This window comes from Acinetobacter sp. ACIN00229, assembly GCF_016106645.1.
GTDB lineage: Bacteria > Pseudomonadota > Gammaproteobacteria > Pseudomonadales > Moraxellaceae > Acinetobacter > Acinetobacter oleivorans.
In genome coordinates this window covers 289154-315844 of sequence record NZ_JADWOM010000001.1, presented here as the reverse complement: position 1 = coordinate 315844, position 26691 = coordinate 289154, and the positions used below count along the sequence as shown (strand labels likewise).

The window sequence follows — 26691 nt, the reverse complement described above, 5'->3', positions numbered from 1 at the left end:
AGATGGAGTAACAACAAATGAAAATCTCTCAATTGTTCTTGGGTCTCGTTGCTTGTTCAACTGCATTTGCTTATGCAGGAATTGATGGTATTTCGAGTAATGAAAGTAACATCAAAATCGGTGCTGCTGCCAATGCAAACCATCCGGGTGGTGTAGCAGCGGTGTCGGTTCAAGCTGCCGGTGCACCATATAACGCTTTTACAGGTTTTAGTTCGTTAAAAGGTTTGGCTCAGGCTTTTGCTGCGCAGGGAACGAGTAATACCAATGTAACGGTTGGCAGCAAAACCTTTAATATTTCGCATATTCCAGTGTCTGCAATGCCACCTTCACACAGTGCGTTAGGTAATTTTAACTTTGGTCAGGTGGGCACACAGGAAGTCTATTTTGGTGAATGGTGGAAAGCGGGCGACACGTCGGCAAGCGCGAGCCATACTGTTTACTACGCGGGTGATAACACCAATACCACGGTTCCAACCGCGGGTACTGCAACTTATACCGTTGCAGGGATTAACGGTTCTGGAAGCAATCTGTTAAGTGGTACGTTCACGGCAAATTATGGCGCGGGTACACTTGAAGGAACGCTTACCGGAACAGGTACGGCTGTTTCATCATTAAGCCTAGATGGTGTGGCATTTAACCCGGGTACTGCTGCGTTTGCAGGTTTGGCAACGGCTAACGGTACGGCTGGTGTCGACAACTCTGGTGTGGTGCAAGGTCAATTCTTTGGTGCAAATGCTTCGGCTTTAGCGGGTATTGCCCAGTTTGATAACGTGTCTTACAACACTGCATTTGGCGGTGCTAAAAATTAATGAATGCGAAAGGAATCTACACACGTAGATTCCTTTCGTTTTTGGGCTTTTGCTTGGTTGCTTCAGGTTTATTGTTTTATGAAACGAACGCTTTTGTGCTGTCTGACATTGTTGAGTTGTCCATTTTTATATGCCGATGAAGACACACAGCTTCGTCTTAATCAAAGCTTGGACCAAACACTTTTACAAGAACAGCGCCAGTTTCATGAGCAGGGAACCATTCGTAGTACCGAGCAATTACCTAAACTTCAAATTAATGGACAAGAATACAGTGTTGAGCAAAACCCGAATGATCTTGCCAAGGCGTTATATTTGGCAGTCATGCAAAAACAGTGGCTCAAAGCCAAGGTTTATTTAGAACATTATAAGAAATATGTTGGCTATGATCGGGCTTTAACCGACTTTGCCGAAGGGGCAGTTGCACGTTCTCAGGGGCAACTGAAATTGGCTGAACAAAAATTTCAAAGCAGCCTAAAACAACAACCTCATAATTTAATTTGTGAACTTGAGTTAGCGCGCGTGCTGTTTGAACAACAGAAAAATAAGGAAGCAGCACGCCTTTTTATTTCCATTCAAGACAAACTGAAACAAAGTGACCCTGCGGTAATCCCGTCTGGGGTTTTAACAACAGTGAATACTTTTGTTCAGGCATTAAAAAAACGAGACTCTTGGCAAGGCTCGGTTTCAGCGGGTTATACCTATGTCAGTAATTTAAATAGTTCCTCTGAACAGAGTAAAACATGGACGCTTTATGGCAAAGATAGTAAAGGTAATATTATCCCGATTGAGCAAGTTACCCGTGGGACGCCTAAAGCTGAGTCGGCAACGGGTTTAGATTACGAAGCCAGTCTGATTAAACGCTATGCGATTAAGGGGCATCATGGCGTGGCTTTACGTGCGCTGGCGTTTGGACAGTCCTATAACGACCACGCGGCATTTAATGAATCTACCATTAACATTAATGCAGGCTACAGCTACTTTGACTTAAAAAATCAAATTGGGGTGAGTCCGCTATTTGAACATAAACGTTATGGCAATGATGGCCTTTACAATGCGTGGGGTGCACGTGCCGAGTGGATGCATTTTATCTCGGCAGATAAAGCCTTCAAGCTTGAGGCTGAGAGTAAAGATTTAAATTATCAGAAATATAAAACCCTAGATGGGGTAGAAAGCTCAGCTTTTGCTACTTTTTGGAAAATCCTCCCAAATCAGTGGACCGTTTTTAGTGGTTTAGACGTAGTCGACCATTCGACCCAAGAAAAATATATGGCTGCCTACCAACAGCAAGGTGTGCGTTTAGGCTTAAGTAAGTCTTGGAGTGCTGGTTTTAACACTACTTTATTGAGTTCTTACCGTTGGCGCCAGTTTGACAAATATGCAGAAACTTTCTTAGCACGCCGTCATGATTTTGAACAGAATTATACCTTTGTTATGCAAATGCCGCGCTTTGAGTTTTATGGCATGACGCCTAATTTAACCTATCGCTATAACCATAATAAAAGCAATGTCGATTGGCTGTATTCCTACGATAAACACAACATTAGCCTCAAGCTTGAGCATCGTTTTTAGGGAATAAGTCATGAAATCAAAATCTTTATTCCCAACACATAAGCCGATGGTTATGTTGCCTTTATTACAAGGGCCGAAGCATTTTTATAAGTGCTTAACCGTAGTGGTGGTGATTGGTCTGCATGTGTTTGTTATCTGGATGCTGAGTCATTTAATTGAACCTTATACTTTTCAAGCATCGCCAAAAGTAGATGCATTAAAAGTAAGTTTTGTGTCATTAGCGCCTGCTAAAAAGCCATCGACTGAAAAGACCGAAAGCCAACCTAAAAAAAGTGTAACGCCTCAATCTACTTTAAACAGTTCGGTATCTCATGCGCCCGATCAGCCAAAAAACTCGCCTACCAATGTTCAAACATTAGCGTCAAAAACTGCCTCTAAAGAGGTCGTGCAAAATAATTTAAATGACAAACAGCAAGCACAACCAAAAACGACTTTAAACAATTCAGCTTCAATCCAATTAGCGCAGCCTACAGAACGGCGAGCGGCTCATAACGATAAAAAACTGAGTTCGGCAGAACTTGAACAAACGCAAACTGAGCATTTGCCACAAAACATCAATAGCGAAGCCAAAAGTGGCGGTGTCAAAACACCCGCAATGCAGCAAGAGTATTCCAAAGCACCGAGCACTCAAGTTGAACACGATGATGTTGTTCAGGTGAGTAGTGTAGATGTGCTGAGTTTTGGCGGGCTTGACTATGATGACCGCGAGTTAAAACAACAGAATCGTTTGGTTGAGCTTCGGATTCGCATTAATGAAAAAGGCCAGCCGATCGACATCCAATTACGTCAAAGTTCAGGCATTCAAAGCCTTGATGAACGGGTCATGCAAGCTACACGTAAATCCAGATTTAAACCCCACAAAATTAATGGTCGAGCCGTGACCATTGTTGTGGATTTTCCAGTCCAACTCAAACTCAATCGGGGCCGTTAACCGATGAGCGATATCTATTTTGCAGGAGAAAGATGATGAACTCATCTACAGACCAAATCATTAGCAACAGCTTGTCTTTACGTTTGAAACAAGAAACTGCTGCTGAACACGAACGTATGCATCAATTAATGTCAGAGGCAAAGGTATTTTCAAGTAAAGAAAAATACGCGCAATTTACGTTGTCTCAATATTATTTCCAGCGTGAAATTGAACATCTTTTTGAAAAAGAGGGTGTGGCAGGACTGATTCCAGACCTCGACATTCGTGGCCGCTCAAAACAAGCACTTGCTGATTTAAATGATTTGGGTATTCAACCTAATGAACCGCAATTACAGAGTGAAAACGTACAACTACCCGAAGCTTTAGGCTGGATTTATGTGTCTGAAGGTTCAACTTTAGGGGCTGCATTTTTATTTAAAGAAGCTCAAAAGCATTTGGGTTTTTCTGAAACGTTTGCTGCGCGTAATTTAGCGGCCTATCCCGAAGGACGCGCTAAAGTCTGGAAACGTTTTGTTCAAGCACTTGATGAAACAGGCTTTGACCAAACCCAGCAAGACCGAGTCGTTCAGGGAGCTTTAGATGCCTTTGGATATTTTGGTCAAGCGCTTGATCAGCTTGATGAATTGAAATAATAAAAAGTGGATAAAGGGAATACCCGATATGGACAAACTCAATCAAGTAAATGTGATCGTAAAACATGAGCAGTCGCTAGCACCTGCTCAACCAGTCAGTAAGCTTGCCCGTTCTGTTTGGGCGCGTTGGGTGTTTATTGGTTTGGCTTGGTTGTGTATTGCGCTTGGCATATTGGGTATTTTTATTCCGGGTTTACCCACCGTTGATTTTATAATTTTGGCTGTGTTCTTTGCGGCTCGAGGCTCTGAAAAACTTCATCAATGGTTTCGAAATCATCGTTATATCGGTCCACTCATTCGCGAGTGGCAAGAACATCGACGTATTCCTAAAAAAGCAAAATACATCTCGACGTTGAGTATGAGTTTGGCTGCGGGACTGATGATTTGGACTATTCCACATCCGTGGTTTGTCTATCCGGCAATTTTATGTATGGCAGGGGTATTGGTGTGGATGTGGCTTAAAAAATGAAAGAATTATGATTGGCACTGTTGCATAGTACGCTTCATGGTTTTTACAAAATCACGCGGTACTTCAGGGCTTTGTAAACTTAAACTGCCAAGTTTATGCATGAGTTTAGGAGAGTATTGACGTTCTAAACGATGATAAATACATGTACAACTTGCACGGCTATGACCTGCTGCCATACATTTTAAATAGAAATCACGTTGAGCATTATTTTTTTGACCCGCGAAGGCAATAGATGCAAATAATAATCCACCTAGAAAAACTGAAAAATTATAAAGTGACATATATCTACTCTTGGTTGTTGTTTTTCATTATCCATATCTTGGCATAACTTTTTCAGGTTCAAAACCAATTGATATCAACTTGCGGCTTCATCATAGTTATAACAGTTTTAGAGGTCAAATTGATTTGAAGTTGAGAACCGTTTATTGTTTTAAAAACACTCAATTTTAATTGTTGCCATTTTAAAGACAGTGTTGCGACATTACACACCCTATTTTTTTACATCATTTTTTGTTTTCATAAACACTTTAGTATTACTTATTTTTTAAATCATTTATATACAACTTACTAGTTTTAAAACTCTAATTTAACAGGATATTTTATATGGCAGATACCCCAATTCAAAAAGAGACAGAAAGTACCTGGGCAATATGTCGAGATCCTGTTTTGTTGACTATGGTGGGTGGGGCAATTGATACCATAGGTTTTATTGCGCTGTTTGGTTTTTTTACCGCGCATGTTACGGGAAACTTAGTATTGGCAGGTGCTGCATGGGTTAAAGGCGGCGCTGGCATATGGATTAAGCTTGCTGCTATTCCGCTATTTATTTTGACGGTGGTGATCACGAAACTGTTAATTGACCGTAGTCAGGTTAAGCACAAAACCCTGTCTTATTTATTTTTATTTGAAGCTATTTTTCTATGTGCCTTTATGGTTGCAGGACTTTACTTTGAACCATTTAAAAATCCGGATGCATTAACAGTTGCAGTAACAGGCGGGTTGGGTTTAATTGCTTTGGCTATTCGTAATACGTCCAGCAAAACCCTCATTAAAAATATTAGCCCAAGTACCATGATGACAGGCAACACCACGCAACTTGGTATTGATATTGCCAACTTGCTTAAAAACAATAATGCAGCAAATCGGGCAAGTTTTCTAAAAAGTGCCAGTATTGTGATTGGTTTTGTAATTGGTGCTTTCTTGGGAGCGATACTCTATGTCTATTTTGACTTCTGGAGTGTAGCGCCATTTATTTTACCAATTTTCTATTTCTCATATTTAGCTTCACAGCAGAAGTTTAACCAAGCTTGATTAGAAAAAATAATAAATTAGCCTGAATTAAAATGAGTTCAGGCTTTTTTTCGCAATAAAGGAAAATGGAAGCTGAACCGAAATTGTTCGTTCACTGCTTTACAGGCATAATGACCAGATGGGGAATACATTCGATTAAGGAATGCACAATGACAAAGTCTTATCATTATTCAATCATAACAATAATGGCTTTGCTCAGTGGCTGTCAGGTCATTAATTTAAAAGAAAGTAATTTAAGCAATGCTTTAAAAAGTAAGAATGAAAGTATTCTGACCGATGGCACCTTAAGTCATCAAACTCAAAACTTGCTGTATTTAGTTAAAAAAAATGAAAAATCTTGTCTGCAAAATTTTGATGATTGTTTAAATAAAATTCAAAGTTTGTCTGAAAATAGCAGTCGAGAAGAACGCTATGCTGCGCTCAGTGAAATTTATTTGGCAAAAGCTTTAGACGTCGGACGTAATAGCCAATGTAATGTCATTAATAAAAGTAGTAGTTGCATTGAGCAAGAGTTAGCGCTGTTTGATAAAAGCTTGCGCTATAGTTATGTCTATTTATTTGACTCTGAAGAATCACCGTTTGATCGTGTATTTGACCATCGCCAAAATCAGGTGCGTATTTTTTATAACGTGGCTTTGTCGAAGCTCATGACCACGTATTTTAATCATTTAAATACGCATCGTTTTCCACCGCTGCTTAAAGCAGATGGGCATGAGTACCACGTCAATTTTGATCATGCTGTAGATGTACAAAAAATTGAAGTCGATACTTTTCGCTCTAGCTATAACATGAACTTTTCTGGTTTTAATACCGTTAACCGTAAGGATGGTTTAGGGGCAGAGTTTATTGTCGGGCGTAAAGAAAATGATGTAAATCACGGCTTCATTTTAGACCCCGATGCTTTTTACGCTCACCAGAATAATCCGAACATCCATTTACCGCGCTTCTTTCCAGTCACTGCCATTGCTTACCCAAAACAAAAAGCCACAGCAGAACAGGTCATTGCTGGAGCAGATTTAGAAATTGCGATGTTTGATCCATATCGACAAGACCGCGTAAAGGTTGAAGGTGTGGACTATCCGCTTACTGCAAACTATTCGGCGCCTTATGGGCTATGGCTGTCAAAATATAATTTAGGCGCAGCAGGTTATTGGTCTTTAATTAATAAAGAAAACAATTTAATCATGCCGCATTTATATATGCTGGAACCCTTTAACCCGAATAAGAAAATCATTGTATTTATTCATGGCTTGGCAAGTAGCCCAGAGGCGTGGGTGAGTCTAACCAATGACATTATGGGCGATGCTGAATTAAGGAATAACTATCAAGTCTGGCAGGTGTTTTATTCAACCAATATGCCGATTTTTGAAAGTCGTTTTCAGATTTATTCTTTGCTGAATCAAGCTTTTCAAAATGTTGCTAAAGACAGCTACGCTGCACATGATGCAGTGTTAGTCGGACATAGTATGGGCGGAGTGATTAGCCGTTTATTGGTAAGTGATGCCGATGTTTCAGAGCAAGCCATGCAAAAAATGAATGAAGCCCAGCTAAACAGTTTAAAAGAAAATCCTGTGGTGCTAGAGCGTTTTCAGTTCAAAGCGTTGCCTTATTTTAAGCGGGTTGTTTTTGTTTCGGCACCGCATCATGGTACTGACTATGCTGACCGATGGTTTACCCAAATTGCCCGCCGTATTATTCGTTTGCCAGCTGACTTTTTTATTGCAGTTGAAATGAGAGATGAGAAAAACACAAAGCTCAGAAAAGGTTTAATTGAAAATGGGGCGAGTAATTTAAGTCGTTCTTCTAACTTTATGCAGCTTACGCAAGCCATTCCACCATCGTCCAATGTGGTCTATCACTCGATTATGGGGAATATAAATGGGACGACTGATAAGTTAAAAAGCAGCGATGGGATTGTGCCATATCAAAGTTCACATTTAGGTGGTGAACAGTCGGAACTGATGATTAAGGGTGGGCATTCGATTCAAACTACCCCAGAAGCGATTTTAGAATTACGCCGTATTTTACGGTTGCATTTAAAGCAGTCACAGCCTTTAAAATAGAATTTTTTGATTTAGAAAACCACTGCTGAAATGACTCAACAGTGGTTGAAATGATTAATTAAGCTGATTTTGTTTGAGCGATTTTTTATGCTCGAAATAGCTGATGGAAAAAATAATCAAGCCGACCAAATACAACACTACAGACAGAAGTAATAAATCTAATCCTGCCGCATAGAGCAACCAAAGTGCATAAATGGAAGCGACACTTGCAATGGCAATATGCGGCGTGCGTTTATGGCGAATGGATTCTTTAAGATAAAAAGCCGACACCAGAAAATAAGGCAGCAAAATCATCACTGATGAAATTAATAAAAGCTGGGTGTAATTTTTATTGAAAAAATACACAGCAATCAATGCACCTTGCACGACAATGGTGGTTAGCCAAAGTGATGAAATGGGTACATTATTTTGATTATTCTTTAAAAATAATTTCGGGAATGCACCATTTTTTGCAGCCAAATATGGAATTTCAGTGGCGAATAACGTCCAGCTTAAATAAGACGAAGAAACTGAAATAATAAGCCCGATAGTAATAACAATCGTGCCCGGTAAACCGATGAGTTGCTGCAAAATGGTTGCCATTGATGGGTTGTGCATGCCAGCAAGAGCCTCACGACTCACCACGCCATAAGCCAATACGGTCACCATGACGTAAAAACTTAACGCCAGTAACACACCTAAAATGGTCGCTTTACCAATGTCATGACGTTTTTTTGCACGAGATGATAAAACCACAGCACCTTCAATACCGGTAAATACCCAAAGGGTAATGAGCATTAGGTCTTTCACTTGCTGCCAAAGCGGAACTTTTAAAGAGAAGTCATTTAAGTTGAGTTTGAACAAATCAAACTTAAAGGCAATGAAAGTAAAGAAGATGAAAACCACCATTGGAATGATTTTGGCAATGGTTGCCAGTAAATTCACAATCGCAGCTTCTTTAATGCCTCGACTCACTAACCAGTGCACCAGCCATACAAAAATGCTTGAACCAATCAGAGAGTAGAGTGTATTGCCTTCACCAAAAATAATATGGTCTTTACTATCGGTAAACATGCCGACGCCTGAAAAGGCAATCACCACATAACCGACAATACCAATGGTAGTACATAACCAATAGCCCCACGCCGAGCAAAAACCAATCAGGTCTCCAAAACCTTCCCGCGCATAGTTATAAATACCACCGTCAAGATCTGGTCGTTGACGCGTTAAATGCAATAGCGTGAGGGCCAAGAAAATAATGCCGACCCCGGTAATGAGCCATGCAACAAGAAGGGCAGAGCCGTTAGCGACTTGAGCCATATTTTGGGGTAGGCTAAATACGCCTGACCCCACCATAGAACTAAAGACCAGCGCTGTAAGAGACAATAGTCCAATTTTGGCAGCAGACATGGTATTTATTCTTTAAAAAATTGAGAAAGTTCAGCAATGTGTTCTGGACCAATGCCACAGCAACCGCCGACTAGACTTGCACCTGCTTTCTGCCATTGTTTAGCAAAACCAAGATAAGCTGGAGCGTCTAAGTCTTTACGAATTTCATCCAGACCATCGTTGGCAGTAGCGCTTTCATCTTGCGGTGGGAAGGCGTTGGCATAAGCACCAATCTGCACTGACTCTGGAATGAGTCCTTTAATTTGATTAATTGCTTGCAAGATCACTTCAGGTTGGCAGCAGTTAAATAACACTGCTTTAGCATTTGATTGTTTGATGAAATCAGCCACTTGTTGCATGTTTTCGCCAGAGCGAAGTAATGCTTGTTCGTGTTTAATTTCATCTTGCAGCGTGAATGACACCCAATAGTCTTTACCATCTTTTGGTAATAGCGCATGCACTGTTTCGACTTCTTTTAAGCACGATTGAGTTTCAGCGAGCCAAAAATCAACCTCTGGTGCCAATGTGTTAATGATTGGCTCAGCAAGGTTTTTAGCTTGTTCAGGTTGGAACAAGTCTGCACGGTAAGAGCCAAATAACGGCGGTAAGCAGCCTGCAATTTTGACATTTTTGCCGCTTTCTTTAACTGCATTTTTTGCTTGTTCGATTGCAACTTGAATTAAACGCACGCCGTCAGTTTCAAAGCGTTCTTGTCCGATATGAAAAGGCACAACAGCGTAGTTGTTAGTCGTAATGACTTCTGAACCTGCGTTAATAAAATCGAGATGTACTTCTTTTACTGTTTCTGGTGCTTCAATCAGTGCAAGAGCAGACCATTCTGGTTGACGAAACGGAGCGCCACGACGGGCCAATTCACGGCCTAAACCGCCATCTAAAATCTTCATAAATTACAACATAAAGGGAGAAAAAATATTTGATTAATCTAGCGTGTAGATGAGCCGTGTTCAATCGCGAATATGCTCGATATATTTCTAAATAAATTAGATTGTTATGAATATTTTTTCTTAAAAGGATTTCTGTAGATGATGTTCAGTTTTACTGATGAACTTCATGTGAAAAAGAACACGTATTTAATTGAAAATATAGAATAAAAAATAATCTTACAATGCGCCAAATTGTTGCCAGCTTTCACCTGTGTGCTGGGTTTGATAATAGGCTTGAAGTTGTTTTAGCTGGGTAAAATGTATGCTACACCAAATCAATAAACTGATTAATAATAAAAGCTTACATAAGCTGCGAGTCTTGTTCTGATAAATAAAAGCAAGCACAGCAAAAAACAGTGCAGGTAAAAATATAAAGAGCTGAATAGGCGAGAAAAATAAATGAGCAGTACTGAAATATAACGCCGCTGAACTCATCAGCACATTTAAAACCGAGCATAGCTTTTGATATTTACCGAGCTTAAATGTATAAGCTGTTATAGCAAGTAACACTGCTGAGCTGACATAAATGGCTGTACCACCAATCATCCACATATAAAAACCGCTTACCAAAAGATAAGCCAGTAGCAAAACAAGCACGAGCTTAAAACAAAATGACAAGAGGCGAGGTGATGAGTTTAAAGGCGTCATAGCAAATCTAAATATCTCAAGTGAGGGCTTAAAAAACAAAAGGACGAATCGAAATTCATCCTTTTGATATTTTATTTATACATCGTCAAACTTAGTTTGCTTTTGCAACTGGGGCAGCAGCAGTTTCATCGTTTGCAGCTTTGAACGGAGATGTATAGTTCAAGCCAAGCGTAGAACTTGTGTACTGACGAACTTTGTCGAGTAACACAGGGTCTTTGCTTAAGTCTTGTTTGTAAGACACTACAATTTCATGAAGCTTCTGATTCCACTTACCTTCAGTTTGCTGAGGGAACGCTTTTTCAAGTAAGTTAAGCATGATGTATGGAGAAGTCGAAGCACCCGGAGACGCACCTAACAATGCAGTTACAGCACCATCTTTAGACGCAAAGATTTCTGTACCGAATTGAAGCGTTGCTGGTTTACCCGGCTCTTTTTTGATGATCTGAACACGTTGACCACCTTGGCTTAAACGCCAGTCTTCAGCTTTCGCATCTGGGTAGTATTTACGAAGTTCATTTAGACGATCTTCATCTGACATCATTACTTGGCTCACCAAGTATTTAACAAGATCAAGGTTTTCCAAGCCAACAGTAGTCATTGGTAAAACGTTGTTTTTGTTAGTTGATGCAAGCAAATCAAGCTGAGAACCATTTTTCAGGAACTTGTTTGAATACGTTGCAAATGGTCCAAACAATACATATTTTTTACCGTCGATATAACGTGTATCAATATGTGGTACAGACATTGGAGGAGCACCAAGTTCAGCACGGCCATAAACTTTTGCTGTGTGCTGAGCAGTAATTGCTGGGTTATCAGTAATTAAGAACTCACCACCAACAGGGAAGCCAGCATATTGTTTCGCTTCTGGTAAACCAGTAAGTTGCAATAATTTAACTGCTGCGCCACCTGCACCAATAAATACAAAACGTGTTTTAACGTGATCTACTTTACCGGTTTTCAAATTTTTGAAAGACACAGTCCAAGTTTTGTCATCATTTTGGCTGATGCCAGTCACTTCAGTTGAAGTCTGTAATTTGAAATTCGGGTTTTGGTCTAAACGATTCACTAATTGTTTAGTGATAGAACCATAGTTTACGTCAGAGCCAACATCCATACGGGTCGCTGCAACTTTTTGACTAGGGTCACGATCGTTCATTACTAAAGGTGCCCATTGTTTAATCACAGCTGGGTCTTCAGTAAATTTCATGCCTTTGAACAACGGGCTTTGAATCATTGCAGCATAACGTTTTTCTAAGAATTGAACGTTATCGCCCCAAACGAAAGCAATGTGCGGAACTGGGTTAATGAATGATTTAGGTTCAGCTAAAACGCCTTGTTTTACCTGATATGACCAGAACTGTTTTGCTACTTCAAACTGAGAAGCAACTTTTTCAGCTTTGACAATTTCCATCTTACCGTTTTTTTCTTCGGTATAGTTCATTTCCATAAAGCCAGAGTGGCCTGTTCCGGCATTGTTAAAGCCGTTTGAACTTTCTTGAGCAACTTGGTCAAGACGCTCATACATACGAATTTGCCAGTTTGGTTCAAGCTCAGTTAAATAAGTACCAAGAGTGGCACTCATGATGCCGCCGCCAACAAGAACAGCATCAACAACTGGCTCATCTTTTGCAGTTTCGACTTGTTTTGACGCAGTTGGTCTAAACAAGAAAACAATACCTGCAATTAAAATAAGAATGATTAATACCAGAAGGTATTTCAAAAACTTTTTCATGTAAGGGGGACCTTAAAATAAGTTATTTGAGTCACTTAAGGAGTGAGGAAACCTAGACAGCGTATCCAGACAAAATGGATATAAATGCGAAACTGAATTCTCAAAATTAGAGAACTTCGAAAAAAATAAAAATGACTTGGGATTATCGCAAACACTCTATATTTTAGACTAATTTTGCATTGACAAGACAATTTTTATAATAAATGGGGTTCATCAAAATCATAAATATGATTTATATTTAATCAATTTGAGCTTTTGTAAGATAGTTTAAGTTAATTTTTTTTATTTTAAGTATTTGAAATTAAAATAATAATATTGATTTGACTAAAGTTAAATCATTTGAAGAATATTTGCCTATAAAAATAGATTAATTTTTATTTCATCCCATATTGATGTAAATAAGCTCCTTACACATGCTTATTTTCTGTCATACATAGTTCTTATTAATATTGGCTCAATGAATATGAAATTAAGGGCATATCTCTGCATAAGAAATATGCCCTTTAAGATTTTATGGTGCTACATAGAATGGTGCAGTTGAACGTGGTAATGCTTCACGTCCACGAATCTGGTCTGCAATTTTCTCGGCAATCATAATGGTGGTTGCATTTAAGTTACCGGTAATAATCAGCGGCATGATTGAGGCATCAACTACACGCAAACCATTCATACCGTGTACGCGACCTTGACCATCTACGACAGCCATTTCGTCTTCGCCCATCTTACAGCTACAAGATGGATGGTAAGCAGTTTCTGCGTGGTTACGAACAAAGTCATCAAGCTCTGCATCAGTTTGCAAATGTTTACCCGGACTAATTTCTTCACCACGATATGGATCAAGTGCAGGTTGCTGCATGATTTCACGTGTAATTCGAATCGCATCACGGAACTCACGCCAGTCTTGTTCAGTCGACATGTAGTTAAACAAGATACTTGGATGCTCAAACGGATCTTTTGATTTCAGTCTAATACGACCACGTGAAGGTGAACGCATTGAACCGACGTGTGCTTGGAAACCATGTTCTTTCACGGCATTACTACCGTTGTAGTTAATGGCAACTGGCAAGAAATGGTACTGAATGTTTGGCCATTTGAACTCGTCCGAACTACGGATAAATCCGCCCGCTTCAAACTGGTTGCTTGCACCAATACCTGTGCCGTTAAATAACCACTCGGCACCAATCGCAGGTTGGTTATACCATTTCAAGGCAGGGTATAAAGAAACGGGTTGCTTACATTTATACTGTAAGTACATTTCCAAGTGGTCTTGCAGGTTTTCACCTACACCCGGTAAATCATGAACGACATCAATGTCCATTGATTTTAAGAAATTGCTTTCGCCAACACCCGAGCGCTGTAAAATTTGTGGTGAAGCAATTGCGCCTGCACACAGTAACACTTCGCGTTTAGCCAGAGCACGTTGTAAGTTGTTTTGATCGGCGCCAATAATATATTCAACACCAATCGCTTGTTTTTGATTAAACAAGATTTTATTGGTCGTGGCATGAGTCAAAATAGTCAGGTTTGGACGACCTTTTGCCATATCCAAATAACCACGTGCAGTACTTGAACGGCGACCTTTTGGGGTAACCGTGCGGTCCATTGGACCAAAGCCTTCTTGTTGGTAACCATTTAAGTCGTCAGTACGTGGGTAACCTGCCTGTACACCGGCTTCAACCATGGCATGGAACAAGACATTGTTGCCATTTTTCGGCGTAGCAACCGACACAGGGCCATTGCCACCATGATAGTCATTTTCACCGATATCACGCGTTTCGGCTTTTTTATAGTAAGGCAAACAGTCGGCATAAGACCAGTTTTCAAGGCCTTTATGAGTTGCCCATTGCTCTAGATCCATTGCGTTACCGCGGATATAGCACATACCATTAATTAAAGATGAGCCACCTAAACCTTTACCACGACCACATTCCATACGGCGGTTATTCATGTGTGGTTCAGGGTCGGTTAAATAAGCCCAGTTATAGCGACGACCTTGAAGAGGGTAGGCCAAAGCTGCCGGCATTTGTGTACGGAAATCCAAGCGATAATCTGGGCCACCTGCCTCTAAGAGTAAAACGGTGGTATCTTTGTCTTCAGTCAGACGCGCAGCGAGTACATTTCCGGCAGATCCTGCGCCAATAATAATGTAATCATATTCTTTAATATTCATAACTATCCTTTTTTTACTAACAGTTTGCCTGAGCAATCTATAAAGACTGCTCGGCATATGTGATTTAGGTTGAAGTGTTTAGAGCGATTGAGGCATTAAAAAATGCTTTGATAATCGCCAAGTTCAACTTGAATAGATTTGATACGGGTATAGTGCCCAAGTGTGGTCAAGCCATTTTCACGGCCCACACCAGATTGTTTGTAGCCACCCACTGGCATTTCGGCAGGCGATTCGCCCCACGTGTTAATCCAGCAAATACCAGCTTCAATTTGGTGAATAATGCGATGAGCGCGGCTAATGTCTTGAGTAACAACGCCAGCAGCTAAACCAAAGGTCGTGTCGTTGGCTCGACGGATGACTTCTTCTTCGGTTTCATAGCTTAAAATGCTCATGACAGGTCCAAAAATTTCTTCTTGAACAATCGCCATTTGGTCAGTGCAGTCGCTAAATACCGTCGGTAATACATAAGCGCCGTTTGCAAGTTCGCCTTCTGTTGCACGGCCACCGCCAATTAACACTTTAGCGCCTTGTTGTTTGCCTGACTCAATGAAAGACAACACTTTTTCCATGTGAGGGAAACTAGTGAGTGGTCCGAAGTTTGTGTCTTCAGCCATTGGGTCGCCAATGCGAATACGTTTTACTCGTTCTACAACGGCTTTTTCAAAGTCGGCTAGAAGTGATTTTGGAACAAATACACGTGTACCGTTGGTACATACCTGACCTGAGCTAAAGAAGTTTGCCATGACTGCAATATCAGCTGCACGGTTAAGGTCAGCATCTTCACAAATAATCAGTGGTGATTTACCACCAAGTTCCATGGTCACTTCTTTAAGTGTAGAGCCAGCAGCGCTTGCCATGACTTTTTTGCCAGTTTCCACACCACCAGTGAATGAGATTTTTTCAATCACAGGATGTTCAGTGAGCCACTGACCGATTTCACGGCCAGCACCTTGCACCACGTTAAATACGCCGTCTGGAACGCCTGCTTCTGTATAGATTTCTGCAAGTTTAAATGCAGTAAGTGGAGTGGTTTCACTTGGTTTGAAAATCATGGCATTACCCGCAGCAAGGGCAGGAGCAGATTTCCATAGAGCAATTTGGATTGGATAGTTCCAAGCACCAATACCAGCAACCACGCCTAAAGGTTCACGGCGTGTATAAAAGAAACTTGATTCACGAAGCGGAACTTGGTCACCCTGAATGGCAGTTGCCAGTCCTGCATAATATTCGAGTACATCTGCGCCAGTCACGATGTCGACTGTAGATGTTTCGCTAAAAGCTTTGCCTGTGTCGAGTGTCTCAAGACGTGCAAGCTCATCATTACGTTCACGAAGAATGTCGACAGCACGACGCAAAATACGTGAACGCTCCATGGCAGTCATGGCAGCCCAGATTTTTTGTCCTTGTTGGGCACTTTGTACAGCAGCTTCAATATCTTGTTCAGAAGCTTGTTGAAGAGTCGCGATTGTCTCGCCGTTGGCAGGGTTAATACTATTAAATGTTTTTCCACTGGTTGCGTTAACGTAGCGTCCATGGATATACAGTTGATGAACTTGTGCATCACTCATTTTGTCTCTCCTGCAAAGGCTTGTTCGCAAATTGAACTTGCGTTTGTACATAATCGTAAGCAATGGAACGGGCAAGGTTGCTGTCAAATTCGTTATGACGGCTTAAACTGCCTCGTAACCATAATCCATCAATCAATGCTGCCAACCCTCTAGCGGCAACACTGGCCTGTTGTTCATTCATTAACTTGAGGAAATAAAACTTCAAGTTAGAGTACAGGCGTTGATCATTAATCTTTTGTAAGCGGCTTAAGTCTGGTACATGCATACTTGCTGACCAAAAGTCTAACCAGACCCGCATTGCTTTTTCATTGACCTGACTAATGTCAAAGTTCGAGTCGATAATGGCCTTAATTTGGCTCTCTGGATGCGAATCTGCTTCTGTTCTGTACTGTTCGGTTTTACGACGCAGAACATTTAACATTTCTTGCATACAGGTATTTATCAACCCTTGTTTGTCGCCAAAATAATGGCTGACAATGCCGGTCGACAGCTCGGCTTTTTTTGCAATTTGAGCAATGGTGGTATTGGATAACCCCACTTCATAAATCACGTCGAGTGCGGCATTCATAATTTCTTCACGTCGCACGTGCTCTGGTTTTACTCTGCGTTTTGTCATGTTTTTCCACATCAGCACTTTTAGTGGTGCTTTAAATTCAGCATGTTAACTTGCAGAGCATCATAGCACTTTTTTTATCATACTTGTTATTGATTGAACGTTCAATCAATAACAAGTATGATATGTAAAAATCAATGAATTTTTGAAGATTAGCACGAGGAATAAAGCGCTAAAATCAAAGATTCTTAAGGATAGGATGATGTGCATAAGTACATTACTTATCACGTTATTTTGAGAAAATACACCGATTGCAAGGAGCAATAAGATGGTGTTGAAAAGTGATAAATATTCTTCAGACCATATTCGGTTAAATCGTTTTGTATTTTGGAGTTCAGCCATCAGTATTGGCATTTTTGGCCTACTTTTTGTGCTGTTTCCAGAAAAAAGTCAGTTTTGGCTGACCTATGTACAAGAGCAGGTAAATCACTTTTTTGGGTGGTATTACATGTTGGTTATTGTGCTGTGTTTGGGCTTTGTCGCTTGGCTCGCTTTTTCAAAAGTAGGGCAGATTCCTTTAGGAAAAGATGACGATAAACCTGAGTTTAGTTATCTGGCTTGGACTTCAATGTTGTTCTCGGCAGGGATTGGTATTGCACTACTTTATTATGGTGTTGCTGAACCTGTTGATCATTTCTTAAGACCGCCGGAAGGTGAGTCAGGAACCATTCAGGCAGCCCGCAATGCCATGACTTATAGCTTTTTGCATTGGGGCATCCATGGCTGGGTACTCTATGCATTGCTCGGAGTCACGTTAGGTTATTTTGCTTTCAGACAAAATTTACCCCTAGCTTTGCGTTCGGCGCTTTACCCAATTTTTGGCGAGCGTGTCCATGGCTTGGTCGGTGATTTCGTCGATGGCTTTGGAATTTTAGCGACGGTTATTTCCTTGGTCACCAACTTGGGAATCGGAGCATTGGTGCTGGTATCAGGCATTTGTTATTTACTTCCGCAAATTCCTAATAACTCAGTGACCTTAATTGCTGCTGTTCTCATTATGATGAGTGTTGCCACGATCACGACAGTGGTTGGCATTGAAAAAGGTTTGGCGTGGTTATCACGTATTAATTTACGTCTACTGTATGCGTTACTTTTATTTGTATTTTTAACAGGTCCTACAAATCATTTATTAAATGGTCTTGTACAGAATATGGGAGATTATCTAAGCAATTTTATTGGTAAAAGTTTTGATATGTATTTATACAATCAAAAAGCCAGTGGCTGGTTAGGGTCGTGGACCGTATTTTATTGGGCTTGGTGGATTGCTTGGGCGCCTTTTGTCGGCATGTTTATTGCGCGCATTTCAAAAGGACGTACGATTCGTGAGGTTGTCTTAGGTGTATGCCTGATTCCTCTCGGTTTTACGCTGGCTTGGATCTCGGTTTTTGGAAATACTGCCATTTACTTTATTTTGAACCAGAAACAGAAAGTTTTGGGCGATATGGTTTTAACTGATCCGGCATTGTCTTTATTTAAGTTACTCGAATATCTGCCGTTTAATCCTTATGTTGCTGGCATTGTTGTTGTAATTTGTTTCGTTTTATTTTTGACACCAGTTGGCTCTGGTACACTAATGATCGCTAATTTGTCCTCAAAAGGGGGCACCAATGATAGTGATTCACCGATCTGGTTACGCGTTTTTTGGTCTGTGGTAATTACCATTGTAAGTATTGGCTTGCTTTTAGCCGGTAGTTTTAACTCCATGCAAAGTGCTGTGGTGTTATGTGGTTTACCATTTTCAGTCATTATTTTGCTCTATATGTTTGGTTTAGCCAAAGCGTTAAAGCAAGATGATTTTGACCCTCAATTAGTGAAAAAACAGTTAGCTGTTTCAAAAGACATTTCGGTTCCGTCGAATTGTGACCAGAATAAAGTGACTGAGGTTTTATAACCTCAACCGATCACATCTATATATTATTTTTTGCGTTTAAAGTCGTCTTTTCATTGTTTTAAATAAGAGTGAAAAGACGAAATTAAATATTTTGTTTTTATTTTATTCCTTGAGGATTGTATGGCAACAGATAATCCAAGAGCAGTTGATGATTTAACATTATCTAAATCTAAAAAAGACCCGCTCAACCGTGTGGTTTTTTATTTTTCAGCTGTACTTATTTTAATTTTTTCTCTCGTCACGTTTTTGTTCAATGATTTTGCAAATAGAGTCATGAACGCCGTACTCCAGTGGGTAACCTCAACCTTTGGTTGGTATTATCTGCTTGCCGCAACGTTATATATGGTTTTCGTGATTTTTATTGCCTGTTCAAGATATGGCAGTATTAAATTAGGACCTAAGCATTCAAAACCTGAGTTTAGTTTACTCAGTTGGTCTGCGATGCTGTTTTCGGCTGGTATCGGTATCGATCTGATGTTCTTCTCGGTCGCTGAACCATTATCTCATTATATGCAACCTCCAGTCGGAGCAGGCCAAACCTATGAGGCAGCACGCCAAAGTATGGTCTGGACCTTATTCCACTATGGCTTAACCGGTTGGTGTATGTATGCCTTGATTGGCATGTCATTGGGATACTTTAGTTATCGTTATAATTTGCCACTCACCATTCGTTCTGCACTTTACCCAATTTTCGGGAACAGAATTAATGGGGCAATTGGGCATAGTGTTGATACGGCTGCCGTCATCGGGACAATTTTTGGTATTGCGACGACCTGCGGGATTGGAGTGGTACAGCTGAATTATGGCCTACATGTGTTATTGGGGTTACCAGAAAATATCTGGATGCAATTTATCCTAATTGCTGTCGCGGTCGGTATTAGTGTTATTTCGGTGACATCTGGGGTCAATAAAGGCCTGCGGATTTTATCTGAAATCAATATTTATGTTTCGGTCGGGTTATTGCTGTTTATTTTATTCTTAGGAAATACTGAGTTTTTACTCAATGCCCTTGTTCAAAATATTGGTGACTATTTAACTCGTTTCCCTGCTTTAGCATTACAAAGTTTTGCTTTTGAACAGCCTAAAGAATGGATGAGTAGTTGGACTTTCTTCTTCTGGGCGTGGTGGATTGCTTGGTCTCCATTTGTAGGACTCTTTCTGGCACGTATCTCAAGAGGGCGTACCATTCGTGAGTTTGTATGCGGTACCTTAATTATTCCGCTTCTATTTACACTCACATGGTTATCCATTTTTGGTAATAGTGCATTGCACAGCGTTATTTTTGAAGGCAACCAAACCTTAGCTGCGACTGTGTTAGCAAATCCGGCTCATGGTTTTTATGACCTGTTAGCGCAATATCCGGGCTTTACCTTTATCGCTTCAATTGCCACCGTAACAGGGCTTTTGTTCTACGTGACTTCTGCCGATTCGGGAGCGCTGGTTTTAGGTAATTTCACGACTAAACTTACGAATATCGATAATGATGCTCCGCGTTGGTTAAGCGTATTTTGGGCAGTGGCAATTGGTTTATTAACGCTTGCTATGCTCATGACCAACGGAATTACTGCTTTGCAAAACGCGACCATCATTATGGGACTACCTTTTAGTTTCGTGATGTTCCTTGTGATGGCTGGACTTTATAAGTCACTGAGGCTTGAAGATTACCGGCAAGCCAGTCGAAGTATGAATGCAGCTCCGGTAGTAGGCAATGTCGATATTCTGAATTGGAAACAGCGTTTAACTCGAGTGATGCATCATCCGGGAACCACTGAAACTCAACGCATGCTAGATGCAGTTTGTCTACCGGCTGTTCAGGCCGTTGCAGGTGAACTTATTAAGCAGGGCATGAATGTAGATGTGCAGCAAACGCCGCTTGAAGATGAAGAAACGCTTTTCCATCTGGATTTCACTATTCATTTGGAAGAAGAACAAAACTTTGTTTACCAGATCTGGCCTGTACGCTATAGCGCACCGAACTTCAGTCAACGTGTAAAACGAGGTAAACAGTTCTATTACCGTCTTGAAACCTATCTTTATGATGGCTCTCAAGATAACGATCTGGTCGGTTACAGTAAAGAACAGGTTATTAATGACATTTTAGATAAATATGAAAGACATATGACGTTCTTACATATTAATCGTATTAGCCCAGGGAATCGTCCATTGTTCCCAGATCCACAAGCTTAAGAGGAAAATGCATGGCTTCTCCTTATCTACATTCTTTTGCTTTATTTTTCTCGTTGCTCAATCCATTTCTAATGAGCATCTACATGATTGGCCTGATCCGTCATTCAGAAGCCAAGGTGTTTAATAAAGCACTGATTCAGGGAAGTTTGATTGCTTTTGTCGTGTTCATGCTATTTGCATGGGGCGGCGAAACAATTTTTAGTAAATATCTGAATGTACGTTTTGAAGCCTTTCAGATATTTGGAGGCCTCATCTTTTTGGTGATTGGCTATCGCTATGTTTTTCAGGGTGCTGATACGATTGGTGAAATGCGCGGTGCACCAGAGCATCTGGCCGGCACCATTGCCATGCCGTTTATGATCGGTCCGGGCACCATTAGTGCTGCTGTGGTTACAGGTATTGAAATGTCAATTGGTGAGGCAGCTCTAGTGATTGCCTTTACCTTATTTTTAACCTGTAGTATTTTGATTTTGATGAAATTTTCACATGATCATTTACGCTATAAACATGCCAAGCATATCGACCGCTACTTTGATATTGTCGGGCGTTTATCCGCTTTATTAATCGGTACGATCGCCATTGATATGATCATTAATGGTGTGACAGGCGTTATTACTAAAGTATAGCGAGCGGCCTATAACATTGTGCTATGCCATTAAGTGTGAAATAAAATGGCATAGCATCTTCTAAAAAAACTAAGATAAATAAAAAAAGCTTTAAAAAAGAACTTTAAAAATAATGCCTTAAAAATTTAAATTTTAAAAAACAATCAAAGATATTAAAAAATACAATGCTATGTTGTGGATTTAAGCATGTTTTTTTTGTGAATTATCAACCATAATGTTTACTGAGCTTGTTTTAAGACACAGAGTTTAGCTATGCCTACATTAGATGAAATAACCACAGCAACTGATGATCAGTCTGAATTGACGATGTCAGTTTTGATGACGCCTGATATGGCAAATTTTTCAGGTAATGTTCATGGTGGTACGATTCTAAAACTACTAGACCAAGTCGCTTACGCTTGTGCAAGTCGTTATTCGGGTGGCTACGTAGTGACTTTATCTGTAGATAAGGTAAATTTTAAAGAACCTATTTATGTAGGTGAGCTGGTAACCTTCTTGGCAAGTGTTAACCATGTAGGCCGTACTTCAATGGAAGTCGGAATACGTGTTGAAGCCCAAAATATTCAGAAGCGCACAGTACGCCATACCAATAGCTGTTATTTCACTATGGTTGCTGTTGATGAACAGGGCAAGCCATGTGAAGTTCCTCATTTGAAACTTGATACAGAGTGGAAGCGTTGCCGCTTTGAAGCAGCTGAGCACCGTAAAGTTTTACGTCTACAAGAAAACCATAACCCATCTTGTAGCATGTATAAAAAATCTTCTTAAAAAAAAGGATCGAACCGCAGCATGGTTCGATCCTTTTTCTTCTTTACTAAAATTCAACGTCCATATTTCATTTCAGTAAAATTATCTCTGAGCTTGGAGGAGAGTGCTGAGAGAATTAACGAGTTGCAGGAGCAGCTTCAGAAGCAGAACCTACAGCATCAGATGCAGCATTTGCAGTGTTTGCTTGTTCTTGAGTTGAAACAACAACTTTTTCTTCACCAGCAGTGTTATGTGCTTGGTCGTGCTTAGAAGCAGCGAAAGTTGAAGCAGCAGTTAAAGCAAGTGTAGTAGCGAGTAAAGTTTTAGCTAATTTCATTTTATGGCATCCTTAAATTTCATTTAAAAATAAATTAAACCTAATCTTTCCTACATACATGAAACCTGTATGGCTGAATGACTAAGCTAGGACACATGCTAAGCCGAGGTTTGGATTACATCAATTAACTTAACAATCTATTACGCCTATCTTAACAATATGAAATATACGGGCCGTTTATGTGCGGAATCTGTAAAATTAAAGGGCTTAATTACACCTTAAAATGTGTAAAAATATTTCTTATCGAATGAAAAAAGATCAATTGTGTTACGTAAAACTTACACTTTGGCATGAATTGTGAATACGCATAAATAGAATATTCCGTTTGAATTTTAATTGTCAAAAGTTAATTTAGATTTTGAGTGAGATGTATGTCACATATTAAGTGTTTTGGCCTGATAATTGAAAAGTATATCTTCAAAGTGAAAAATCATTTTCATGGGATTTAAACAGTGATATACCTTTCTTAGTTTTGAAACCTTGTTGATTTGAGTCGCTTGTGAAATTTATTGCCCAAAAAACTGTTCCTACCCATATTATTTCCGGTTTTTTAGGGGCAGGCAAAACCACATTATTACAGCATTTATTAAGTCAAAAGCCTAAAGATGAAGTCTGGGCTGTATTAATGAATGAGTTTGGGCAAATTGGAGTAGACCAACAACTCTTACCTCAAGATGAAGGCTATGCAGTCAAAGAATTATTAGGTGGTTGCTTGTGTTGTAGCAGTCAATTGCCTATGCATATTGCTTTAGCTCGTCTATTGAGTGAACAAAAGCCAGATAGACTCTTTATTGAACCGACTGGACTTGGGCATCCTTCACAGTTATTTGAACAACTGACTGAGCCGCATTGGCAAAGTAGTTTAGCCATGCGAGCATTAATTACTGTTGTTGATGGTAGCCGTTTGCACGATACAAACTGGGTTAAACAAAACCTTTATAAAGATCAGTTAAAAGCTGCCCAGATTGTGGTGGTGTCACATACGGATGTGATGACTTTTGAAGATGATCAGGCGCTTGATTTATTAAAAGAAGAATACAAGCCTTATCACCAAGAGTGGATTAAAACTGAAAATGGTCAGTTAGCGTTAAATAAAATTGATGTAGCTGCTCGTTTAACTGAGCGATCTATACAGCCTTTACTTAAACTTCAAAAGCAAATGACTGAAACAGAAGCTAAGAAGGAAATTCAGCAATTACCTTATCATTATGTCGAGTCGGCACAAGGCTATATTGTGGCAGGTTGGAAATTACCTAAACGCTGGAAATTCGATTTTTATAATTTGCTAGATTTATTGTGTGCGCAGCAAGACTGGCTTCGAATTAAGGGAATTTTTAATACAGATCAAGGTTGGAAAGTTTTTAACTTTAATCCTGATCAGTTTAATTATAAGTCTGGCGAAGAGGGTATTGATAACCGTATTGAAATCATTAGCGAACATCATCACGATTGGTTGGCTTTTGAAACGTCGTTACTTGCTTGTCAGCTTGAAGAGTAGAGAACATTAAACCAAAAGTAATTCAATGTTCTCTGAAGAGTGGGATTAAGGTTTGCTATCTAACACAGCTTTAGCTTGAGCATGGTCAATATCTTTTTCCCAGTGTGCAATCACTACAGCAGCAACACAGTTACCGATGAGGTTGGTGCAGGCACGAATAATGCCAATGAACCAATCGACTGAAAGTAGAAGCACTAAACCAATTGCAGGAAGGCTTGGAATAACTGACAGTGTTGCTGCAAGAATAACTAAAGCAGAGCCGGGAATACCGTGGGCACCTTTAGAAGTGATGAGTGAAACCAGCAAAATAGCCAATAGGTCATGAGTGGATAAATCAATATTGCAGGCTTGTGCAATAAAGATTACCCCTAAAGTTAAGTAAATTGAAAACCCATCTAAGTTAAAAGAGTAACCCGTAGGAATGACCAGACCTACCGTTGAATCCTTAATTCCCAGATTTCTGAGTTTTTTCATAATTTGGGGTAAAACAGAGTCAGAAGATGCTGTACCCAAAACAATCGCTAACTCATCTTTAAAATAAGCCACAAATTTGAAAATGTTGAGACCGGCAAGTTTTAAAATTGAACCTAAGACAACCACAACAAATAAAATGCAGGTCGCATAAAACAGTAAAACCAAATAGCCCAATTGTAGAAGTGAATCTAAACCAAATTTGGCGGTGGTATAGGCCACTGAACCGAATACACCAATCGGTGCTAAACGAATAATCAGACCCATAATTTTAAAGAAGACTTCTGAAAAAGCTTCAAGCGCCTGACGTACTAACTCTGCCAAATGTTTAGGAATTAAAAGTAGTGATACACCAAATAAAATAGCGATGAGTAAAACTTGTAAAATATCGCCGTTTGCAAAAGCGGCAGTGAATGTTTTCGGAATAATATTGAGTAGAAATTCCGAACCTGTGTGCATTTCATGAGCGCGTTCGGTATAGGTGCTTAAATCTTTTGCATCTAAATGGCTGATATCGATATTCATACCGACGCCCGGTTTAAATACATAGGCCACAATAATGCCTAAAACTAAAGCAATACTGGTGACCACCTCAAAATAGAGAATAGTTTTTGCACCGACTTTGCCCATTTTTTTGATGTCGTTTGCACCATAGATTCCCAGTACAACGACACAAAACACAATGGGTGCAATCAGCATTTTAATCAAAGAAATAAAACCATCGCCCAATGGCTTTAAAGATAGGGAGAAATCATGAAAACCAGCCCCAACTGCAACTCCTAGCAAGAGAGCACAAAGAACCTGTAAAAATAAACTACGTTTAAGCTTTTGCCACATAAGTCATCAATTTTAGCAAGAGGAGAATATTTCTCTTTCAAGCAAAAAGCCGGCCAACTCTAAAGCAAGCTGAGCGTTTTGGAAGAATATGCAAATTTCCAATTACTATGCTTTGCATTGTTCAGTTTTTTTATAATTTTTACCTAAAATCGAGTATCCTTAGCGCCAAATTTTGGAACATATTAATCATGGCGCTTAAAGCAACAATTTATAAGGCAGACTTGAATATTGCCAATATGGATGACCATATTTATGGTGATTATCAACTGACGCTTGCCTTGCATCCTTCGGAAACTTTAGAACGTTTAATGGTTCGTTTGATGGCTTTTGCCCGTTTCGCAAGTGATGAACTTGAGTTTACTAAAGACCTTTTTGAAACTGACGAGCCTGCGTTATGGCAAAAAGATTTAACGGGTCAACTAGAAACTTGGATTGAAGTCGGTTTGCCGTCTGAAGATAAAGTTAAAAAAGCCAGTGCGCGTTGTAAAACGGTTGCGGTTGTTGTTTATGGCACACAAGTCGAAGACTGGTGGAAACGAAACAGTAAAATTAAAACCTTAAGTAATGTTCAGGTGTGGCAAATTGCTCCTCAAAGTACAGCCGAGCTTGAACAGCTCTGTGAACGTACCATGCAACTACAATTAAATGTGATGGACAACGAGTGGACGCTTTTAGGTGAAAAGGGTCAGGCAAATGTTGTTTGGACACAGTTACAGTAATTTAGAAAAGCGCAACAAATTCTACAGATTCAGTTGGTACACTAAGTACTAATTGCGATTTTAGAAATTCAGTTTAAGGGTTAAACCATGTCAAATGAATTAGAAATTATCGATTTAAAAGTAGGTGAAGGCAAAGAAGCGGTTAAAGGTGCTTTGATTACAACTCACTATACAGGTTGGTTAGAAGACGGTACTAAATTCGACTCTTCAATTGACCGCGGTAACTATTTTGAATGCGTGATTGGTACAGGCCGTGTAATTAAAGGCTGGGACCAAGGCATTATGGGAATGAAAGTTGGTGGCAAGCGTAAGTTAATCGTGCCTGCTCATTTAGCTTATGGTGAGCGTAAAATGGGTAAGATTATTCCGGCTAATTCTAATTTAATTTTTGAAATTGAATTATTTGATGTCAAAACTCGTGACTAGTGAAAATTGAAAGCCCTTTAGGGGGCTTTCTTGTTTATATGAGCTTTAAATATAAATACATTATTAATTTATATTTTAGCTTTTTGAATATTTAAGATTATTTTCAGATTATTTGATTATAAATG

Annotated in this window: 24 protein-coding genes; 14 read left to right on the top strand and 10 right to left on the bottom strand. The window is 39.8% G+C overall.

The window, feature by feature from the left end; genetic code table 11:
• Positions 1-17 precede the first annotated feature (17 nt).
• The 5 genes from I7H67_RS01400 (at position 18) to I7H67_RS01380 (ending at position 4410) form a co-directional block, all read left to right on the top strand.
• Complete coding sequence (locus I7H67_RS01400) at positions 18-809, top strand: Slam-dependent surface lipoprotein (RefSeq protein ID WP_198306891.1); 792 nt, start codon at positions 18-20, stop codon at positions 807-809.
• Positions 810-911: 102 nt separating this feature from the next.
• Complete coding sequence (locus I7H67_RS01395; RefSeq protein ID WP_198306904.1) at positions 912-2378, top strand: porin family protein; 1467 nt, start codon at positions 912-914, stop codon at positions 2376-2378.
• Between the two features lie 10 nt (positions 2379-2388).
• Positions 2389-3309: an energy transducer TonB gene (locus I7H67_RS01390; protein WP_198306890.1), complete on the top strand. Its 921-nt coding sequence runs from the start codon at positions 2389-2391 to the stop codon at positions 3307-3309.
• A gap of 32 nt (positions 3310-3341) precedes the next feature.
• The gene (locus I7H67_RS01385) at positions 3342-3941 is read left to right on the top strand and encodes a biliverdin-producing heme oxygenase (RefSeq protein WP_191012747.1); all 600 of its coding nucleotides are present in this window, start codon (positions 3342-3344) and stop codon (positions 3939-3941) included.
• Positions 3942-3969: 28 nt separating this feature from the next.
• On the top strand, positions 3970-4410 hold the full coding sequence (locus I7H67_RS01380) for a YbaN family protein (RefSeq protein ID WP_005303220.1): 441 nt from the start codon (positions 3970-3972) through the stop codon (positions 4408-4410).
• 5 nt (positions 4411-4415) lie between these two features.
• On the opposite strand, the gene I7H67_RS01375 is transcribed toward I7H67_RS01380, so the two are convergent.
• Complete coding sequence (locus I7H67_RS01375) at positions 4416-4691, bottom strand: hypothetical protein (RefSeq protein WP_013198670.1); 276 nt, start codon at positions 4689-4691, stop codon at positions 4416-4418.
• A 322-nt stretch (positions 4692-5013) separates the two neighbouring features.
• Between I7H67_RS01375 and I7H67_RS01370 the strand changes: the two genes are divergently transcribed.
• Positions 5014-5721: a YoaK family protein gene (locus I7H67_RS01370; RefSeq protein ID WP_151766820.1), complete on the top strand. Its 708-nt coding sequence runs from the start codon at positions 5014-5016 to the stop codon at positions 5719-5721.
• Between the two features lie 149 nt (positions 5722-5870).
• Positions 5871-7784: an esterase/lipase family protein gene (locus I7H67_RS01365; protein WP_198306889.1), complete on the top strand. Its 1914-nt coding sequence runs from the start codon at positions 5871-5873 to the stop codon at positions 7782-7784.
• Between the two features lie 54 nt (positions 7785-7838).
• Here the strand turns inward: I7H67_RS01365 and I7H67_RS01360 are convergent, their stop codons facing one another.
• From I7H67_RS01360 to betI, 7 genes are all read right to left on the bottom strand, one after another.
• Positions 7839-9173 (bottom strand): basic amino acid/polyamine antiporter, encoded by a 1335-nt coding sequence (locus I7H67_RS01360; RefSeq protein WP_107881073.1) that lies wholly within the window; start codon positions 9171-9173, stop codon positions 7839-7841.
• A gap of 5 nt (positions 9174-9178) precedes the next feature.
• On the bottom strand, positions 9179-10057 hold the full coding sequence (locus tag I7H67_RS01355) for a homocysteine S-methyltransferase family protein (protein WP_198306888.1): 879 nt from the start codon (positions 10055-10057) through the stop codon (positions 9179-9181).
• Positions 10058-10273: 216 nt separating this feature from the next.
• Positions 10274-10744: a hypothetical protein gene (locus tag I7H67_RS01350; protein WP_198306887.1), complete on the bottom strand. Its 471-nt coding sequence runs from the start codon at positions 10742-10744 to the stop codon at positions 10274-10276.
• Between the two features lie 91 nt (positions 10745-10835).
• On the bottom strand, positions 10836-12476 hold the full coding sequence (mqo, locus tag I7H67_RS01345; RefSeq protein ID WP_191899647.1) for a malate dehydrogenase (quinone): 1641 nt from the start codon (positions 12474-12476) through the stop codon (positions 10836-10838).
• 511 nt (positions 12477-12987) lie between these two features.
• Positions 12988-14646, bottom strand: a complete 1659-nt coding sequence (betA, locus tag I7H67_RS01340; RefSeq protein ID WP_198306886.1) for a choline dehydrogenase — start codon at positions 14644-14646, stop codon at positions 12988-12990.
• Positions 14647-14741: 95 nt separating this feature from the next.
• On the bottom strand, positions 14742-16214 hold the full coding sequence (gene betB / locus I7H67_RS01335; protein ID WP_191899646.1) for a betaine-aldehyde dehydrogenase: 1473 nt from the start codon (positions 16212-16214) through the stop codon (positions 14742-14744).
• Positions 16207-16830: a transcriptional regulator BetI gene (betI, locus tag I7H67_RS01330; RefSeq protein ID WP_004794057.1), complete on the bottom strand. Its 624-nt coding sequence runs from the start codon at positions 16828-16830 to the stop codon at positions 16207-16209. The genes betB and betI overlap by 8 nt, the downstream gene beginning before the upstream one ends.
• A gap of 265 nt (positions 16831-17095) precedes the next feature.
• Here betI and I7H67_RS01325 point away from each other — a divergent pair, with 265 nt between their 5' ends.
• The 4 genes from I7H67_RS01325 to I7H67_RS01310 all read left to right on the top strand — a co-directional run bounded on the left by I7H67_RS01325 (position 17096) and on the right by I7H67_RS01310 (position 22299).
• A complete protein-coding gene (locus I7H67_RS01325; RefSeq protein WP_004794056.1) occupies positions 17096-18718 on the top strand; it encodes a BCCT family transporter in 1623 nt (540 codons plus the stop codon).
• Between the two features lie 120 nt (positions 18719-18838).
• Entirely contained in the window at positions 18839-20905 is a 2067-nt protein-coding gene (locus I7H67_RS01320; RefSeq protein ID WP_005303243.1) for a choline transporter, read from the top strand.
• 11 nt (positions 20906-20916) lie between these two features.
• On the top strand, positions 20917-21531 hold the full coding sequence (locus I7H67_RS01315; RefSeq protein ID WP_004794054.1) for a MarC family protein: 615 nt from the start codon (positions 20917-20919) through the stop codon (positions 21529-21531).
• A gap of 252 nt (positions 21532-21783) precedes the next feature.
• Entirely contained in the window at positions 21784-22299 is a 516-nt protein-coding gene (locus I7H67_RS01310; RefSeq protein WP_005303245.1) for an acyl-CoA thioesterase, read from the top strand.
• Positions 22300-22414: 115 nt separating this feature from the next.
• Here I7H67_RS01310 and I7H67_RS01305 read toward each other — a convergent pair whose 3' ends face one another.
• Positions 22415-22615, bottom strand: coding sequence for a hypothetical protein (locus tag I7H67_RS01305; RefSeq protein ID WP_000761577.1), 201 nt, complete (start codon positions 22613-22615; stop codon positions 22415-22417).
• Between the two features lie 499 nt (positions 22616-23114).
• Here I7H67_RS01305 and I7H67_RS01300 point away from each other — a divergent pair, with 499 nt between their 5' ends.
• Positions 23115-24113, top strand: coding sequence for a CobW family GTP-binding protein (locus tag I7H67_RS01300; RefSeq protein ID WP_198306885.1), 999 nt, complete (start codon positions 23115-23117; stop codon positions 24111-24113).
• Between the two features lie 45 nt (positions 24114-24158).
• On the opposite strand, the gene dctA is transcribed toward I7H67_RS01300, so the two are convergent.
• A complete protein-coding gene (gene dctA, locus I7H67_RS01295) occupies positions 24159-25421 on the bottom strand; it encodes a C4-dicarboxylate transporter DctA (protein WP_151822883.1) in 1263 nt (420 codons plus the stop codon).
• Positions 25422-25609: 188 nt separating this feature from the next.
• Here dctA and I7H67_RS01290 point away from each other — a divergent pair, with 188 nt between their 5' ends.
• Together I7H67_RS01290 and I7H67_RS01285 are read left to right on the top strand one after the other, a co-directional pair.
• Positions 25610-26140 carry a YaeQ family protein gene (locus I7H67_RS01290; protein ID WP_005303252.1) on the top strand — a complete coding sequence of 177 codons (531 nt, stop codon included), beginning with the start codon at positions 25610-25612 and terminating at the stop codon, positions 26138-26140.
• Between the two features lie 87 nt (positions 26141-26227).
• Positions 26228-26566, top strand: coding sequence for an FKBP-type peptidyl-prolyl cis-trans isomerase (locus tag I7H67_RS01285; protein ID WP_002117532.1), 339 nt, complete (start codon positions 26228-26230; stop codon positions 26564-26566).
• Positions 26567-26691 lie beyond the last annotated feature (125 nt).